Origin of the sequence: Pseudomonas sp. 21LCFQ010 (genome assembly GCF_024129905.1) — a bacterium.
Taxonomy (GTDB): Bacteria; Pseudomonadota; Gammaproteobacteria; order Pseudomonadales; family Pseudomonadaceae; genus Aquipseudomonas.
In genome coordinates this window covers 1-16,197 of the sequence record NZ_JAMYDZ010000037.1, presented here as the reverse complement: position 1 = coordinate 16,197, position 16,197 = coordinate 1, and the positions used below count along the sequence as shown (strand labels likewise).

Sequence of the window (16,197 nt, the reverse complement as noted above, 5' to 3'; positions counted from 1 at the left end):
ACGAAATCGATCACCTGATTCGTGCTTTTTCCAGCCATCGTTCTGGAGTTCTTGAATGGCGCAATTACAACAAGGGTGTCTCTGGGAACAACTCACCCCACAGCGCCCGATTCATCCGCCATTGATTGGCGAGCGCAGTGCCCAGGTGTGCATCATCGGTGCCGGTTTTACCGGTCTGTCCGCTGCCCTGCAATTGCTTGAAGGCGGCAAATCGGTGGTGATCGTCGAGGCCCATCAGGTCGGCCATGGTGGTTCCGGGCGCAATGTCGGTCTGGTCAATGCCGGCACCTGGGTCGCTCCCGATGAACTGGAAAAGGTCCTCGGTACTGCCGAGGCGACCCGGCTGAACACCGCGTTGGGCGCAGCCCCGGCTCTGGTGTTCGCGACCATCGACAAGTACGGCATCGATTGCCAGGACACCCGCACCGGCACCCTGCACATGGCGCACAACGCCAAGGGCCTGGCGGACCTGCGCAGCCGGGTCGAGCAGTGGCAGCGGCGTGGCGCGCCGGTTGAACTGCTGACCGGCAAGGCCTGTGCAGACGCCTGCGGTACTGACAAGGTCGCCGGCGCCGTGCTTGACCACCGTGCCGGTACGGTCAACCCCATGGCTTATGCCTCGGGCATGGCAGTCAATGTGGTCAACAACGGCGGCGAGCTGTACGGCGAGTCGCCGGTGACCGGCCTCAAGCGTACTGCCGATGGCTGGCAGGTGACCACCGAGCGGGGCAGCGTGCGCGCCGAGCAGGTGATTATCGCCTCCAACGCCTACACCGAGGGGCAGTGGACCGAGGTCAAGGATCACATCTTTGCCGGCTACTACTATCAAGTGGCGTCGGTGCCGCTGTCAGGCGCCGAACAAGCCGAAATCCTCAAGGGCGGTCAGGGCTCCTGGGACACCCGAACCGTGCTGAGCAGCATTCGCCGCGATGCACACGGACGTCTGATCCTGGGCAGCCTGGGCAATGCCGGTCACTACCCGCTGTGGTTCATCCGCCAGTGGGCCGACCGGATCCAGCAGCACTATTTCCCGCAACTGGGCAACAAGGTCGAGTGGGAATGCACCTGGACCGGCCGGATCGGCTTCACCCCTGACCATCTGCTGCGCCTGCTGGAACCGGCACCGGGGTTGCTGGCCGCGACCGGCTTCAACGGCCGGGGCGTGACCACCGGCACGCTGGTGGGCAAATGCTTCGCCGATTACCTGCTCAGTGGCAACGATGCCAAGGCCTTGCCGGTGTCGTTTTCCACCAGTGCGCCTGCGACCGGTAATGGCCTGCGCAGTCTGGGTTACGAGGCTGGTTTTACCCTGTATCACGCAGGGCAATGCTTGCGTGTAGTGCTCTGAGCGATTGAAAAACGACCTGCGTTGCCATTGCTACGTTAAAAACGGGCTCACAATGCTCATTGACCACTAGTCAACTCCGCTTGCTCGCTCGTTTTTGTGGGGCCGCCGTCGGTATTGCACTGGCTGCCTCGCCAACGTTTTTCAAAGGCTGGTTTTGGGCACTCACAACCCGGCCATACAACAATAAATCTCCATAACGTCGTTTTGAGGCGCGGCCTCGTGCTGCCCGCAAGATGGCGTTGACCTTGAGGGACACCCATGGCTACAGATAAGAAAAACGAGCACCGCTCACTCAAGCACGGCCTGACTTCACGTCAGGTATCAATGATTTCCATCGCCGGGATCATCGGCGCGGGACTGTTTATCGGCTCCTCCAACGCCATCGCCAAGGCCGGTCCCGCGATCCTGATTTCTTACCTGATCGCCGGCACTCTGGTGCTGCTGGTGATGCGTATGCTCGGCGAAATGGCCATCGCCAACCCGGACAGCGGTTCATTCTCGACCTACGCCGCCCGCGCCATCGGCCCACGGGCGGGCTTTACCATCGGCTGGCTGTACTGGTGGTTCTGGGTGCTGATCATTCCGGTGGAAGCGATTGCCGGCGCTGACATCCTGCACGCCTGGATGCCGTCGATACCCTCCTGGGCGTTTGCCTTTTTGATCATGATCGTGCTGTCGGCCACCAACCTGATCAGCGTGAAAAACTTCGGCGAGTTCGAATACTGGTTCGCGCTGGTCAAGGTCGTGGCGATCCTCGCGTTCATCGCTGTATGTTCGGCCGCCGTGCTGGGCTTCTGGCCACTGGCCGAGGTCTCGGGCGTGCAGCACCTGTGGAACAGCGGCGGCTTCATGCCCAATGGCTTTGGCGCGGTGCTCGGTGGTGTGCTGGTGACCATCTTCTCGTTCTTTGGCGCCGAGATCGTCACCATCGCCGCCGATGAAACCGCCAACCCTAAAGAAAAAATCCGCCGCGCGACCAACCTGGTGGTCTACCGGATTGCGATTTTCTACCTCTTCTCGATCTTCTTCATCGTCTCCCTGGTGGCCTGGAATGACCCGCAACTGGTCAAGGTCGGCTCGTTCCAGCGCGTGCTGGAAGTGCTGAACGTGCCAGGTGCCAAGCTGGTGGTCGATATCGTGGTGTTCGTGGCGGTGACCAGTTGCATGAACTCGGGGCTGTATACCGCCTCAAGGATGCTTTACTCGCTGGCCGCCCGTGGCGAAGCGCCGGAGCCGGTGCGCCGGGTGTCCGGCAGCGGCGTACCGACCATCGCTGTGCTGCTGTCGACCCTGGCCGGCTTCGTGGGCTGCTTCGTCAACTACGCCTTTCCGGGCCAGGTATTCGGCTTCCTGCTGTCCACCACCGGCGCCATCGCCTTGCTGGTGTACCTGGTGATCGCCATTTCCCAACTGCGCATGCGCGCAATCATGGTCAAGGAAGGCACCGAGATCGAGTTCAAGATGTGGCTGTTCCCCTGGCTGACCTGGTTCGTCATCGGCCTGATCACGCTGGTGCTGGGCTACATGCTGGTCAGCCCGAGCTATCGCTACGAAACCCTGCTGACCGCTGCGGTGACCGGGACGATTCTGTTGATCGCATTTGTACGGCGCAAGCCGGCGGTCAACGTGTATGCGCAGCAGGGCGGGGCGGGGAACTGAGTTTTTATAAAGGCTGGGTTTATGTGGCTCACCCAGCCTTTATACCGCTGCCGTTGCCGTTGCCGTTGCCGTAGATTTTGATTTTTGAGCCGAGATTTCACAGACGAGGCGGATCGCGACTTGGGCGCTGGCCGAGGGTAGGCGTCGATTCGGGGGAGAAACCGACATGGATGTCGGTTTCAGGTGCGCTGGGCAGGGATGCCCATCGCGCCGGCCCCCGAATCGATGCCGGACGGAGGGGAGTCTGCCCGCAGGGCGGACCCAAGCCAAGAGCAATGCCTTTGGTTACTTTGGGCGAAACCAAAGTGACTCGCCCAGCAGGGCGAAATCTGCAGCCCAGTCACCGCAATAAAGGATTTTCCATCAGCCGAAAGACCAATTCGCGGCAAATTCGCGGCTAAAGCCGCTCCTACGGCGCCCCGCACACCGTCCCGTTCATGTCATCCGACAACTGAAGGTTGCAAATCTTTACGGTCGTATCTGATAATCACTTTCATTTCCGACCTGTAATGTCCCATGTCTGTCGATCCTCCATCCCTCAACGCTGCTGTCCAGCACCTGTATACCGAGCATCACTCTTGGTTACAGGGCTGGCTGCGCATGCGCCTGGGTAGCCGCAGTGATGCGGCAGACCTCGCCCAGGACACCTTCGTGCGGCTGCTCAAAGCCCGTACCGCATTGCAGATCCGCGAACCCCGGCATTACCTGTCCACCGTCGCCCGTGGCCTGGTCATCGACCTGTTTCGCCGCCGCGCGCTGGAACAAAGCTACCTGCAATGGCTGGCCAGCGTGCCGGAAAGCGAACAGCCGTCGCTGGAAGACCAGGCGGTGATTATCGAGACCCTGGGCGAAATCGACCGCATGCTCGATGGCCTGGGCAGCACGGTCAAACAAACGTTCCTGCTGTCGCAGTGCGAAGGCCTGACCTACGCCGCCATTGCCGAGCGCCTTGGCATTTCGCTACGCACTGTCAACAACCACATGGCCAAAGCCATGGAACATTGCTGCCTGATGCAGATGCAGCATTTTTCATGAGCCCCTCAGCCAACGAACGCGAAGCCATCCGCGCCGCGGCGCAATGGTATGCACGCCTGGCATCCGGTCAGGACACTGAGCGCGAGCAGCGCGCCTGGCAGCGCTGGCACGACGCCGACCCCTTGCATCGCCAGGCCTGGCAGCGCGTCGAGGCGGTCAGCTCGCAGTTTGCCCGGGTGCCGGGACAGCTGGTTGTGCCGGTGCTGCGTGGGGGGCAGTCGCGGCGTCAGGTGCTGCGCAGCGTGCTGCTGCTGGGCGCCGCTGGCGGTCTCGCCGTCGCGGGCTGGCGCAGCGATATGGGCGGGCAACTGTTGGCCGACTATCGCACCGGGGTGGGCGAGCAGCGTGATGTGCGATTGGCTGATGGCAGCGTTCTCAAGCTCAATACCGCGACCGCGCTGGACGTGGATTTCAACGCGCAGCAGCGCAAGCTGACCCTGCGCTCCGGAGAAGTGCTGGTCAACGTTTCGCCTGACCCGCTGGGTCGGCCCTTGTGGGTGCAGACGCCCCATGGCCGGGTCCAGGCCAGTGACGGGCGTTTCACGGTGCGGACTCTTGATTCGTTGAGCCGGGTCGCGGTGCTGCGCAATCGGGTTGCCGTGCAGTTGCCCGATGACCTGCGGGCACAGACCCTGGAGGCGGGCCAGCAGATCGATTTTGATTCGGCCCGCATGGGTATCGTCCAGGCCAGCAGCGCCGCCACGGCGGCCTGGGAGTACGGCAGCCTGATCGCCATCAACCAGCCGTTGGGTGAATTGCTTGAGGAGCTGGCGCGTTACCGGCATGGCTGGCTGCGCTGCGATCCGGGCCTCAAGGACCTCAAGGTCAGCGGCGCCTTTCCACTGGCCAATACCGATGTCGCGCTGGCCGCGCTGGAGAGTGGTCTGGGTCTGAAAGTAGTGCGCCATACCGCCCTGTGGGTCACCGTCACCCGCGCCTGAAAACGGTCGGGTATGACTGCGCCAACCAAGTAAATAAAAATGCATCGTCTTTGCATCAAATCTGTATCCCGTTCGGCTATCCCTTCGATATTGGTCATTACCCACCCCGGGGGAGGGGATACATGAAACCTTGCTTGCCCATCCGCACCACCTTGAGCACTGCCATTCGCGTTTGTCTGTTCGGCCTGGGAAGCGCCTGCCTGATGCCCTCACTGCATGCCGTGGCCGACGATGCCGCGACCCAGGGCAGTGTGCGCAGTTATGACATTGCGGCCGGCAGCCTGACCGAGGTCCTGAGCCGTTTTGCCGCTTCGGCCGGGGCGGCGATTTCTTTCGATGCCGGGCAGTTGCAAGGCAAGACTTCAAACGGCCTGCGCGGTACTTACAGCGTGCAGCAAGGCTTCGCCACTTTGCTGGCCGGTAGCAACTTTCAGGTCGTGGCACAGGGCAACGGTAGTTACGTGCTTATCCCGCGACCTGTTGGCGTCGCCGATGGCGCTATCGAGCTGGGGGCCACCAGCGTTATGAGTAGTGGCCTGGGCAGCGTGACCGAGAACTCCGGTTCTTACACCACCGGCGCGGTGAGCATCGGCAAGGCGCCGCAGACTCTGCGGCGTACCCCGCAATCGGTCACGGTACTGACCAGCCAGCGTCTGCAAGACCAGAACCTGACCAGCCTGACCGCGGTGCTGGAGCAGACCCCCGGTGTGGTGGTGGACCTGTTCGACAGCGAGCGGGTCAACTATTACTCGCGCGGCTACCAGATCGACGCGATTCAGTTCGACGGCGCCACGGTGGTGCAGGGCAGTGGTGGCGGGTCGTTTATTCAAAGCGATTCAGCGCTGGTTGATCACATTGAAGTGCTGCGCGGCGCCACCGGTATGTTGCGTGGTTCGGGTAACCCGTCAGGCACGGTGAACATGGTGCGCAAGCGCCCGACCCGTGAATTCCAGGGTTCGGCCAGCGTGACCGCCGGCTCCTGGGATGCCCAGCGCTACGTGCTGGATGTGTCCGGGCCGCTGAACGAAGGCGGTGGCATTCGCGGCCGGATGATCGCTGTGCACGATGACCGCGACATGTTTCAGGACACCCGGATGGAGCGCAAGAATGTGCTCTATGGCGTGCTGGCTGCCGACCTTACCGACAGCACCACCCTGACCACCGGCATCGAGTACACCGAACTGGACGCTACCGGTGCCTGGGGCGGCCTGCCGGCGGACTTCAGTGGCAAACCCCTGGACCTGTCGCGCAGCACCTATCTGGGGACCAACTGGAACCGCTGGAACCGCAGTAATCTGCAGACGTTCGTCGAGCTGGAGCACATGTTCGCCAACGACTGGAGCCTGAAACTGTCCGGCACCCGCACCCATTTCCGGCTGGATGATCACGGTTTCAAACAGACCTACATTTCCAGGGCCAGCACCACCAACCCGTATCTGGTCAATGTGCAGACCACTGAAGGCGATGGGGGTGAAAGCGAGCAGAGCCACCTCGGCGCCACGCTCAATGGTCCGTTCAGTCTGTTCGGGCGTCAGCATGAGTTGCTGCTCGGCGTGGAGCGGATCAGAAACGACTCGACCGCATCGGCCACCAACTTCATGCCCAACCTGACCAATGTCGATGTGCGCACCTGGAACCCGAGCACCCTCCTGCCGGAGCCGGTCATCAATATCAGCGCCCGTCCGGTTATGACCCGTACCACTCAGGAGGGCGCACATGCGACCTGGCGCATTTCCCTGGCCGACCCGCTGACCGCCATTGTTGGCGCCCGGATCAACTGGTGGGACTATGATCAGTCGACCAGCGCCACGGGCGACTACAGCGTGAATCAGGAGGTCGTGCCTTACGCGGCGCTGATCTACGACCTGAATGAAAATTTCAGCCTGTATGGCAGCTACACCGAGATTTTCAGCCCGCAGAGTGCAACTGACGCAACCGGGTCGGTGCTTGAGCCGGTGACCGGCGAAGCTTACGAGATGGGCATCAAGGGTGAGTTCTACGAGGGGCGGCTGAACACCTCGCTGGCGCTGTTTCGTATCAATCAGGTTGGCAAGGCGCTGGACGACATCTCCGGGCCTAACCCATGTCCGCCGTTGTACCCCAATGGCTATTGCCAGGCGGCCAGCGGCAAGAGCCGCAGCGACGGCTTCGAGATTGAGGTGTCCGGCGAGGTGCTGCCAGGCTGGCAGGTTTCCGGCGGCTACACCTACACCAGCACGGAATTTCTTAAAGACACAGTGAGCAACACCGGTAATGTCCTGCGCTCTACCGACCCCAAGCGCATGCTCAAACTGTTCACCAGCTACCGCCTGCCAGGCGCCTGGTCGGATCTGACCATTGGTGGCGGGGTTCGCGCGCAGAGTGATATCTATTCGCGCAGTGGCGCAGCAACGGCCACTCAGAGCGGTTACGCGATATACAGTGCAATGGCCAGCTATCGCTTCAATGATCACTACTCGGTACAGGTCAACGCCAACAACGTGTTCGACAAAGCGTACTACAAGAAGATCGGTGCCACGGCCACCGGATACTACTGGGGCGAGCCACGCAGCCTGGAGGTGACGTTACGCGGTACGTTCTAGTTATTCGGTTTAAAAGCCTCACTCAAATAGAGGTCATCTCCTTCAATCGAGGGGGGTGGCCTTTTTTAAGGTGTGATCGAAAGCGGGGTAACTAGGCTCATTGATTAAGAGGTGTTGAAACAAAATTGTCATGAGTGTCCGGAAGTTACGTTTGGGTGGCGACTTGTTTCAATAACTTAACCCGAAACTAATTGACAGTGTTGTAACATTTCTACATTCTTACTTCGCGTTACTGCTGGTCAGGATGGTGCGCTCAGGGAGCCTTGCAGGGCATTCCCTGAACGACGGAGTCCAACGCCAAGTCACGGTGTTGACGAAAGAATGACGCCATGCAATTTCACTGGCCGCTGCTGTTTCTCTCTCTCACATAATAATTCATGCCTGTGTCGTCTAACGCGATGTCGGACGGATTAAGTTTGTTTGTCTGCCTTTGATTGGGTGTTGTACGAAAACGGCCTGCGCTCGACCATGCGCTGTTAAAGACCGGCTGGTGCGCGAGTCCGATCGCGATGCTCGTTGGCGCCAGTAACATCGACCGTGACCGTTGCTCGCCGGTTTTTGCCGTGCCTGTCCTTCGCCCGCTGACTTTTAGTACATCAACCTGGTTCGCTGCCCGTTTATGGGGCGCGAAAGTTTTAGGTGTATGGCACAGCAGAGTGCCGTCGTTTTCTTCCCCATGTACCTAAAGAGAATATGCATGGAACAGCATAGCCTTGTGGAGTTTTCAAACCGTGGCGCCACACGCCCTGCCTATTGGTGGGCGGGTTCACCGAGCAGCTATCCTTTGTTCAAGGCGCGAATGCTCAAAACTTACCCGTGTGCACGCGAATGCGTCGATAACTTGTTGCCTGTGGGTTTTGCGTGCGCGGATGTCGGGCTGGCCGGGGCGCTGACCAACCTGGCATCGATCACCCAGAGTCTGAAAGCCAATCCGCAGCATTGGGCACGGCGCGCCCGACAATGGGGGAGGGTGACCATGATCGGGCCTGTCCACCGCACCCTTTATGAGCACGCTTTGCATGAAGGTGCCGGGCTGTTGTTCGAAACCTGGAAAGCCAGCCGCGCTGTCCGCGGCTGGATGGTGGTCGAGATTGAGCCAAGCGAAATTTACAGTGTTGCGAGCATGCTCAGACGAGCACGGGAACTGGCCAACCTGATGCCCAACATCATGGTCAGCGTGCCACTAAGTGAAGAGGGCTGTGAGGTCATAGAAGAACTGGTCGCGAGCGGGCATGCGATCAACGCCAGCCTGTGCTTCAGCGTGGCTCAGGTGCAGGCCGGGCTGGCAGCGATCAACCGCGGTCGGCAACGCGCGATGATCCAGGGGGTCAACCTGGAGCGCACCCGTCACCTGATCAGCGTGCTGCCTGCCGGTGTGATGGAACACCCTGAATTTATCGCCCAGGCGGCCATGGTGGGCATTGAGTTATCGTCCCAGGAGCAGCGCTGGGCTGAAGTGGCCCTGTATCAGGCTTTGCAGGCGGCGCTGCGCGGCCAGGGCGAGTCCACCCGGCTGATGGTGTGCGGTTTCGGTTCTTTCTCGCAATGGGCTCCGGTGGCTTGTCAAGCCGAACCGGGTAAACGAGGCGGCCTGTTACACAGTGTCGGCGAACAGCAACTCGAAAGCCTGATTGCCCATTGTGGTGCGGTCGCGACTGCCCGCCATGATCCGGATGCGCCAGTGCCCGCGCAGGTCATGGAGCGCTTGCTGAAGATTCCCGGCTTTTGCCAGGTCTTGGGCCGCGACACCCTGGCAAGTGCCTGTTTTGCCCGCCATCCGGTCTATCTGCAGGCGATCGGCAAAAGCCTGCGTGCCTACACCCGGTTATTGGGGTTTGCACGGCAGCTGAATCCGCCGCTGTTGGCTGACGTTCATCATCCGGACAGAGCTGCCGATGTGCATAACTGTTAGTGGCTCGCGCAGGCTCTTCAGATAGCGCGTGACGGGATCGACCGAACGGCACAAAAACCCTGTCGATCAAACGCTTGAGTCTGTATTGTGGCGGTTTATGTCGCTGGGATGCGTTTCGCAGTCCAATTCTCAGAGAGCCTTACCGGATGTCGGCAACTCCCCTCTGCCAGGCCTTGCCTTCGGTGCTTGCTGCACTGAGGGCGCAGACCGGCCAGATGCACTCCGGGCTGGAAAAACGCATGCCGTTTTTTTCAGCCCGTCTTGATCTCTCGCTCTATACGCGCCTGATTCAGGCCTATTATGGCTTCTATCAGCCGCTCGAAGCTGCCTTGCTGAGCTGTGCCTGGCTGCCGGCCGGGCTGGATCTGGGCGAGCGCCTGAAAGTCCCGACGCTGCTGCGTGACCTGCAAGCCCTGGCTGTCGAGCAGCCAGACAGGCTGGCGCTCTGTACTCGTCTGCCTGCCATTGAAAGCCCGGCCAGCGTTCTGGGGGTGCTGTATGTGCTGGAGGGGGCAACCCTGGGGGGCCAAGTGCTGCGCCGCGAGATGCATGCGCGCCTGGGGCTGGATGAACACAGTGGCGCGGCGTTTCTTGATGTTTATGGTCGTGACACCGGGCGGCGCTGGAAGGCTTATCTGAGCCTGCTCGACGAGCAACCCACCGATGCGCAATTCTTGCAGGCTGCCGCGCTGGCTGCCGAATCCACCTTTGCCTGTTTCGAGCAATGGCTTGATTGCCAAGAGATCCTTTCATGAGTCATCCCGACCGCAGTGTCTTTGAACGCTTGCTGAGCAACTGCGCCAGCGAACCCATCCAGTTCCCCGGCGCGATTCAGCCGCATGGCGTGCTGCTGACCCTGAGTGAGCCGGACCTTGTGTTGTTGCAGGTCAGCGCAAATATCGAGTCGCTGCTCGGTCAGCGCCCCGAGCAGGTGCTGGGCCAGCCCTTGGCCTGCCTGTTGGGTGAGGCCCAGGCGACATTGATTGCCCAGGCCCGCGGTGCACAGAGTTTCAGCGATGCGCCGCGCCTGTTATTGACCAGCAACGGTCGGGAATTCGAAGCGTTGCTGCACCGTCACGATGGCGTGCTGGTACTTGAACTGGAATGCCAGGATAACAACGTGCTGGTTGCCAACGACAAGGCCCTGACCGGTAATCTGGGGCGCATGCTACGTAATCTGCAGGCGGCGCCGACCTTGCAGGCGTTGTATGAAGCCAGCGTGCGCGAAATCCAGAAACTCACCGGTTACGATCGGGTGCTGGTCTACCGGTTCGAGGAGCAAGGCCATGGCCAGGTCATCGCCGAGGCATCCTCGCCGGACATGGAACTGTACAACGGCCTGTTTTTCCCGGCCTCGGACATTCCCGAGCAGGCTCGCGAGCTGTACCGGCGCAACTGGTTGCGGATCATCCCCGATGCCGATTACCAGGCGGTTGAACTGCTGCCGCGTCTGCGCCCCGACACCGGCCAGCCGCTGGACATGAGTTTTGCCACGCTGCGCAGCGTCTCGCCGATTCATTGCGAATACATGCGCAATATGGGGGTGCTGTCGTCCATGAGTGTGTCGCTGCTCAAGGGCGACAAGCTCTGGGGCTTGATCACCTGTGGTCATCGCACACCGCTTTACGTGCCCCATGAGCTGCGCATCGCCTGCCAGACTCTGGGCCAGGTGCTGTCGTTGCAGATCAGCGCCATGGAAGCGCTGGAGGTCAATCGTCAGCGTGACGCCAAGATGCAGACCCTTGCCTTGCTCAACGAGTCCATGGTGGCGGCGCAGGACGATGTGTTCGACGGCCTGGCGGCGCAGCCTGAGTTACTGATGCAACTGGTCGATGCCAGCGGGGTGGCGATCCTTGAAGGCAATCAGTTGCACTGCTTTGGCAACTGCCCCACGCCTGAGCAGATCCGCCTGCTGCACGCCTGGTTGATGAAGCGTAACGAGCCGGTATTTTCCAGCCATCACCTGTCCAGCGTCTATCCGCCGGCCGAGGCTTATCAGAAGTCGGCCAGCGGTGTTCTGGCCATGAGCCTGCCCAAGCCGATCGACAACGGCGTGCTGTGGTTTCGCCAGGAGGTCAAGGAAAGCATCCCATGGAGTGGTAACCCTGAGAAACCGCTGGACATGGTCGACTCCGAAGCGGGCCTGCGCCTGCGACCGCGCACCTCGTTCGAGATCTGGAAAGTGGAGATGACGGGCATTGCCAGGCGCTGGAGTCATGGCGACCTGTTTGCCGCCAATGATCTGCGCCGCTCGGCACTGGAAGACGATCTGGCCCGTCAGGTGCGCCGTGAACAGCAGGCGGTGCGCGCCAGAGACGACCTGGTCGCTGTGGTGTCGCATGACCTGCGCAACCCGATGACCGTGATTTCGATGCTTTGCGGCATGATGCAAAAGTCATTCAGCTCGGATGGCCCGCATACCTCACGGCGTATTTCGTCGGCGATCGACACCATGCAACAGGCCGCCAGCCGCATGAACGTGTTGCTTGAAGACTTGCTCGACACTTCCAAGATCGAAGCCGGGCGCTACACCATCGCGCCCAGGCCCCTGGAGGTCACCCAGATCTTCGACGAGGCCTACACCCTGCTGGCGCCCCTGGCGCTGGACAAGGGCATTGACCTGGTGTTCAGCCCCGGCGAGCAGCTCAGGGTCCATGCCGATCCCGAGCGGCTGTTTCAGGTGCTGTCCAACCTGATCGGCAACGCCATCAAATTCACCCCGATGCAGGGGCAGATCAGCGTCAGCGCCCAAGCCGATGGCGAGCGCGTACTGTTTTGCGTACGTGACTGCGGCGAGGGAATTGCACCCGAGCAACTGCCGTTCATCTTCGACCGCTACTGGACCCTCAAAGACAACAACCCCACCGGCACCGGGCTTGGGTTATACATCTCCCAAGGCATCGTCAAAGCCCACGGCGGCACACTGAGCGCCGAAAGCGAATTAGGCCAGGGCAGTGTGTTTCGCTTCAGCATTCCGGTAGCGGTGTAGCCACAAAAGGCACCGTTGCCGTAGATTTTGATTTTTGAGCCGGGATGGCACAGACGACGCGAATCGCGACTTGGGCGCTGGCCGAGGGTAGGCGTCGATTCGGGGGAGAAATCAGCATGGATGCTGCTGATTTTGAAACCGGGGGCAGGTGCCCTGGGCAGGGATGCCCATCGCGCCGGCCCCCAAGCCAGGAGCAATGGCTTTGGTACTTTGGTCCGGGAGTCGCACGCAAAACCAAAGTGACTCGCCCGGCAGGGCGAAACCTGCAGCCCAGTCACCGCGATAAAGGATTTTCCATCAGCCCAAAGGCTTGTTCGCGGCTCAAGCCGCTCCTACCTGCTCAAATCAAACCCGCACAAAAAATCAGACCTGCACAAACACCGCAAACGCAAGCTGCCCGCCCTTGGGCCGCAGATCCTGCAGGTAAGAATCACGATCAGCCGACAACTCCAGACTGACACTCATATTGCGCTTGCCAGCATTACGAATCTCCAACTCATCACGATGGGCACGCAGAAAGTTGCTCGGCACCTTCAAATGCAGCAGTTGATCAGTCTCTGGTGTGTGCAGCAGCAGATTGATCCACTCACTGGTCTTGATCTGGCCAAACGGCAGATCAAACCACCAGATATTGCGCTTGGGGTCCAGCACCGCGAGATGGCTGTTATCGCGATTCAAGACGGTGCTACTCAATTGCTGATTGCGGCGTTCAATCGCCTGAGACTTGTCGAGCTTCATGGGGGCATTTCCGGAAAACAAAGCGTGGCGCGCATTCTCTCATGCCGATCGCTGCTCCGACGAATGGAAAAACAGCCGATAAAATAATTGAAACTCTCAAGCCGAGCGGCCAGTCCATCATTGTGTCGGGTTGACAACGACATCCTTCAGTCACGGGACCAGCGGTCCGGGAGAATCTTCATGAGCAGCACCAGCGATAAAGTCAAAGGCATGGCCAATGAAGCGGTAGGGAACGTTAAACAGGGCGTTGGCAAAGTAACCAACAACGACAAACTCCAGGCCGAGGGCAAAGCCCAGGAAATCAAAGGCCGTGGTGAACAAGCCAGAGGCAAGGCCAAGGACGCGATCAAAAAAGGCGTCGACAAGGCTTGACCCTGATAGCCCGGTCACGGAGCCCCAAGCCCGTGACCGGTGCGTTTTGCTGAAACCTTTTGCCGTTCTTCAAGTCCATGTCTGCGCCGGAACAACTCGTCCGGTCTGGATAACTACACCGCGAATCGACGTGAAGACGTACAGTACTCAGGTAGCCGGGTATGATCGCGAAAGGAGACGCCATGATTTTTTCCCACCTGCGTGGTTTGCCGATGGGTAAGGTGCTGGTTCGCACCGTGACCGAATTCATCAACGACGAAATGTCGACCTACGCTTCGGCGCTCGCCTATCAGGCCTTGTTTTCGCTGTTCCCCTTTCTGTTGTTCCTGATCTCGCTGATCGGTTTCCTTCACCTGCCCGACTTCTTCTCCTGGCTGCGCCTGCAGTCGGAACTGGTATTGCCGCCCCAGGCGCTGGAGCAGGTCAACCCGGTGATCGACCAGTTGCAGCAATCCAAAGGCGGGTTGTTGTCGGTGGGTATCGTCATCGCGCTGTGGACCGCGTCAGCGGGTGTGCGCTTGATGATGAGCGCCATGAACGCCGCCTATGACGTGATTGAAGGCCGGCCAATCTGGAAGCGCCTGCCATTGTCGGTGTTCTACACCATCGGCATCGCCATGATGCTGCTGGCCGCTGCCGCATTGATGGTGACCGGGCCGCAGGTCATGAACTGGTTTGCCGCGCACCTGGGTATCGAAGACTTCATTGTCACGGTGTGGACCATCTTGCGCTGGCCACTGATCATCATCCTGATGATGGTCGCCGTTGCGGTGATCTACTACGTGATGCCGGATGTGAAGCAAGAGTTTCGCTTTATCACCCCAGGCTCGGTCTTGGCGGTGGTGGTATGGATCATCGCCTCGCTGGGTTTCAGTTTTTATCTGAAAACCTTTGCTGATTACAACGCCATGTACGGCAGTATCGGGGCGATCATCGTCCTGCTCCTGTACTTCTACATCTCGGCCGCCGTGCTATTGCTGGGGGCGGAAATGAATGCGGTGATCGAGCATATGTCTCAGGAAGGCAAGGACAGCGGCGAAAAAGAGCCGGGTGATGGCGGCGTCGAAGCCAGTGGGGCTGACGAGCCGGGCGTCGGTGGGGCGCATACCCGGGAGCCGGCTCGCCAGGCATGATGGCCTGACCATCGGGGCGCGACAAGCCCCGCCGTTCAGGGCGGGGAAGGATAGCGCGGACGGCGTAGCCGTCCTTGGTTACCGTGGGGTGTCTGCTGCTGCTCGATGGACGCACCGCCACAGGATGATGCGAAGTAACATGGCGACACAGATGCCCTTATACGGCGGTATTTCGTTACAAAGACCCCATGGTCATGCAGCTTGAAAACACCGTGCCGTCCGCGCCTAATGGCGTCTTCATTGCTCATGGCTCAAGAGCAGCATGCAACGACTTCAAGCCTTCAAGTACGAACTCATGCCAGACGGCCAGCAGGAGCGGCAAATGCGCCGCTTTGCCGGCTCCTGTCGCTTCGTCTTCAACAAGGCGCTGGCATTGCAGAAGGAGCGCCACGAGCAAGGCGAGAACAAGCTCGGCTATGCGGGCCTGTGCAAGTTGCTGACCGAATGGCGCAATAGCCCGCAAACCGCATGGCTGGCCGATGCGCCTGTTCACCCATTGCAACAGGGCCTCAAGGATCTGGAGCGGGCCTACGCCAACTTTTTCGCCAAGCGAGCCGACTTTCCCCGGTTCAAGAAGAAGGGGCAGCGCGATAGTTTCCGCTATCCCGACCCGAAACAGATCAAGCTCGACCAGACCAACAGTCGCCTGTTTCTGCCCAAGCTGGGCTGGCTGCGCTACCGCAACAGCCGCGAGACGCTGGGTACTGTGAAGAACATCACCGTGAGCCAGTCGTGTGGCAAGTGGTTCGTGAGTATCCAGACCGAACGCGAGATCGATGAGCAGCCCACGGCACAGGGTGCGGCAGTCGGCATCGACATGGGCATTGCCCGCTTCGCCACGCTTTCGGATGGTTCGTTCTACGCACCCCTGAACAGCTTCAAACGCCATGAAACCGCGCTGTGCAAAGCGCAGCAGGCGATGAGCCGTAAGGTCAGATTCAGCCGCAACTGGAAGAAAGCGAAAGCCCGCGTCCAGCACATTCACTCGCGCATCGGCAATGCCCGCCGCGACTATCTGCACAAGTGCTCCACCACGATCAGCCAAAACCACGCGATGGTGTGTATCGAGGACTTGCAGGTACGGAATATGTCCAGGTCGGCGGCAGGCACGGCCGAGGCACCGGGAAGAAACGTTCGGGCCAAATCTGGCCTGAACAGGGCCATCCTCGATCAGGGCTGGTTCGAGTTCCGCCGCCAACTGGACTACAAGTTGGCGTGGCGCGGCGGCTGGCTGATTGCCGTGCCGCCGCCAAATACCAGCCGCAGGTGCCCCTGTTGCGGCCATGTGTCGGCGGCCAACCGCCAGACGCAAGCGCTGTTCAGGTGCGTGGGATGTGGTTTTGAAGGCAACGCCGATGTGGTTGGCGCGATCAATGTACTAAGGGCGGGACACGCCCGGTTAGCCTGTGAAGTGAGCGCAGAGGTCATGGCGCCAGCAGCAGGAACCCACCGAAGCGACTCGGGGGCGGCTCGATGCCGCGCCTGAGC

General features: G+C 60.3%; 13 protein-coding genes. 11 read left to right on the top strand and 2 right to left on the bottom strand.

What is annotated here, in order from left to right:
- Positions 1-55 precede the first annotated feature (55 nt).
- The 8 genes from NJC38_RS26895 to NJC38_RS26860 all read left to right on the top strand — a co-directional run bounded on the left by NJC38_RS26895 (position 56) and on the right by NJC38_RS26860 (position 12,466).
- Positions 56-1,348, top strand: a complete 1,293-nt coding sequence (locus NJC38_RS26895; RefSeq protein WP_253117908.1) for an FAD-binding oxidoreductase — start codon at positions 56-58, stop codon at positions 1,346-1,348.
- Between the two features lie 258 nt (positions 1,349-1,606).
- Entirely contained in the window at positions 1,607-3,007 is a 1,401-nt protein-coding gene (locus NJC38_RS26890; protein WP_253117907.1) for an amino acid permease, read from the top strand.
- A gap of 516 nt (positions 3,008-3,523) precedes the next feature.
- The gene (locus tag NJC38_RS26885; protein ID WP_253117906.1) at positions 3,524-4,042 is read left to right on the top strand and encodes a sigma-70 family RNA polymerase sigma factor; all 519 of its coding nucleotides are present in this window, start codon (positions 3,524-3,526) and stop codon (positions 4,040-4,042) included.
- A complete protein-coding gene (locus NJC38_RS26880; protein ID WP_253117905.1) occupies positions 4,039-4,983 on the top strand; it encodes a FecR domain-containing protein in 945 nt (314 codons plus the stop codon). Before NJC38_RS26885 ends, NJC38_RS26880 begins: the two co-directional genes overlap by 4 nt.
- Positions 4,984-5,105: 122 nt before the next feature.
- The gene (locus tag NJC38_RS26875) at positions 5,106-7,565 is read left to right on the top strand and encodes a TonB-dependent receptor (RefSeq protein ID WP_253117904.1); all 2,460 of its coding nucleotides are present in this window, start codon (positions 5,106-5,108) and stop codon (positions 7,563-7,565) included.
- 976 nt (positions 7,566-8,541) lie between these two features.
- Positions 8,542-9,477 (top strand): transaldolase family protein, encoded by a 936-nt coding sequence (locus tag NJC38_RS26870; protein WP_253117903.1) that lies wholly within the window; start codon positions 8,542-8,544, stop codon positions 9,475-9,477.
- A 146-nt stretch (positions 9,478-9,623) separates the two neighbouring features.
- Entirely contained in the window at positions 9,624-10,232 is a 609-nt protein-coding gene (locus NJC38_RS26865; protein WP_253117902.1) for a biliverdin-producing heme oxygenase, read from the top strand.
- A complete protein-coding gene (locus NJC38_RS26860) occupies positions 10,229-12,466 on the top strand; it encodes an ATP-binding protein (protein WP_253117901.1) in 2,238 nt (745 codons plus the stop codon). The genes NJC38_RS26865 and NJC38_RS26860 overlap by 4 nt, the downstream gene beginning before the upstream one ends.
- A 363-nt stretch (positions 12,467-12,829) precedes the next feature.
- Here NJC38_RS26860 and NJC38_RS26855 read toward each other — a convergent pair whose 3' ends face one another.
- Positions 12,830-13,204 carry a hypothetical protein gene (locus NJC38_RS26855; RefSeq protein ID WP_045489192.1) on the bottom strand — a complete coding sequence of 125 codons (375 nt, stop codon included), beginning with the start codon at positions 13,202-13,204 and terminating at the stop codon, positions 12,830-12,832.
- Between the two features lie 180 nt (positions 13,205-13,384).
- On the opposite strand from NJC38_RS26855, the gene NJC38_RS26850 reads away from it, so the two are divergent.
- Entirely contained in the window at positions 13,385-13,576 is a 192-nt protein-coding gene (locus NJC38_RS26850; protein WP_253117900.1) for a CsbD family protein, read from the top strand.
- Between the two features lie 182 nt (positions 13,577-13,758).
- On the top strand, positions 13,759-14,709 hold the full coding sequence (locus NJC38_RS26845; RefSeq protein ID WP_045489194.1) for a YihY/virulence factor BrkB family protein: 951 nt from the start codon (positions 13,759-13,761) through the stop codon (positions 14,707-14,709).
- 35 nt (positions 14,710-14,744) lie between these two features.
- Here NJC38_RS26845 and NJC38_RS26840 read toward each other — a convergent pair whose 3' ends face one another.
- Complete coding sequence (locus NJC38_RS26840) at positions 14,745-14,957, bottom strand: hypothetical protein (RefSeq protein ID WP_253117899.1); 213 nt, start codon at positions 14,955-14,957, stop codon at positions 14,745-14,747.
- A gap of 14 nt (positions 14,958-14,971) precedes the next feature.
- On the opposite strand from NJC38_RS26840, the gene NJC38_RS26835 reads away from it, so the two are divergent.
- Entirely contained in the window at positions 14,972-16,195 is a 1,224-nt protein-coding gene (locus tag NJC38_RS26835) for a transposase (RefSeq protein ID WP_253117898.1), read from the top strand.
- Positions 16,196-16,197: the final 2 nt, after the last annotated feature.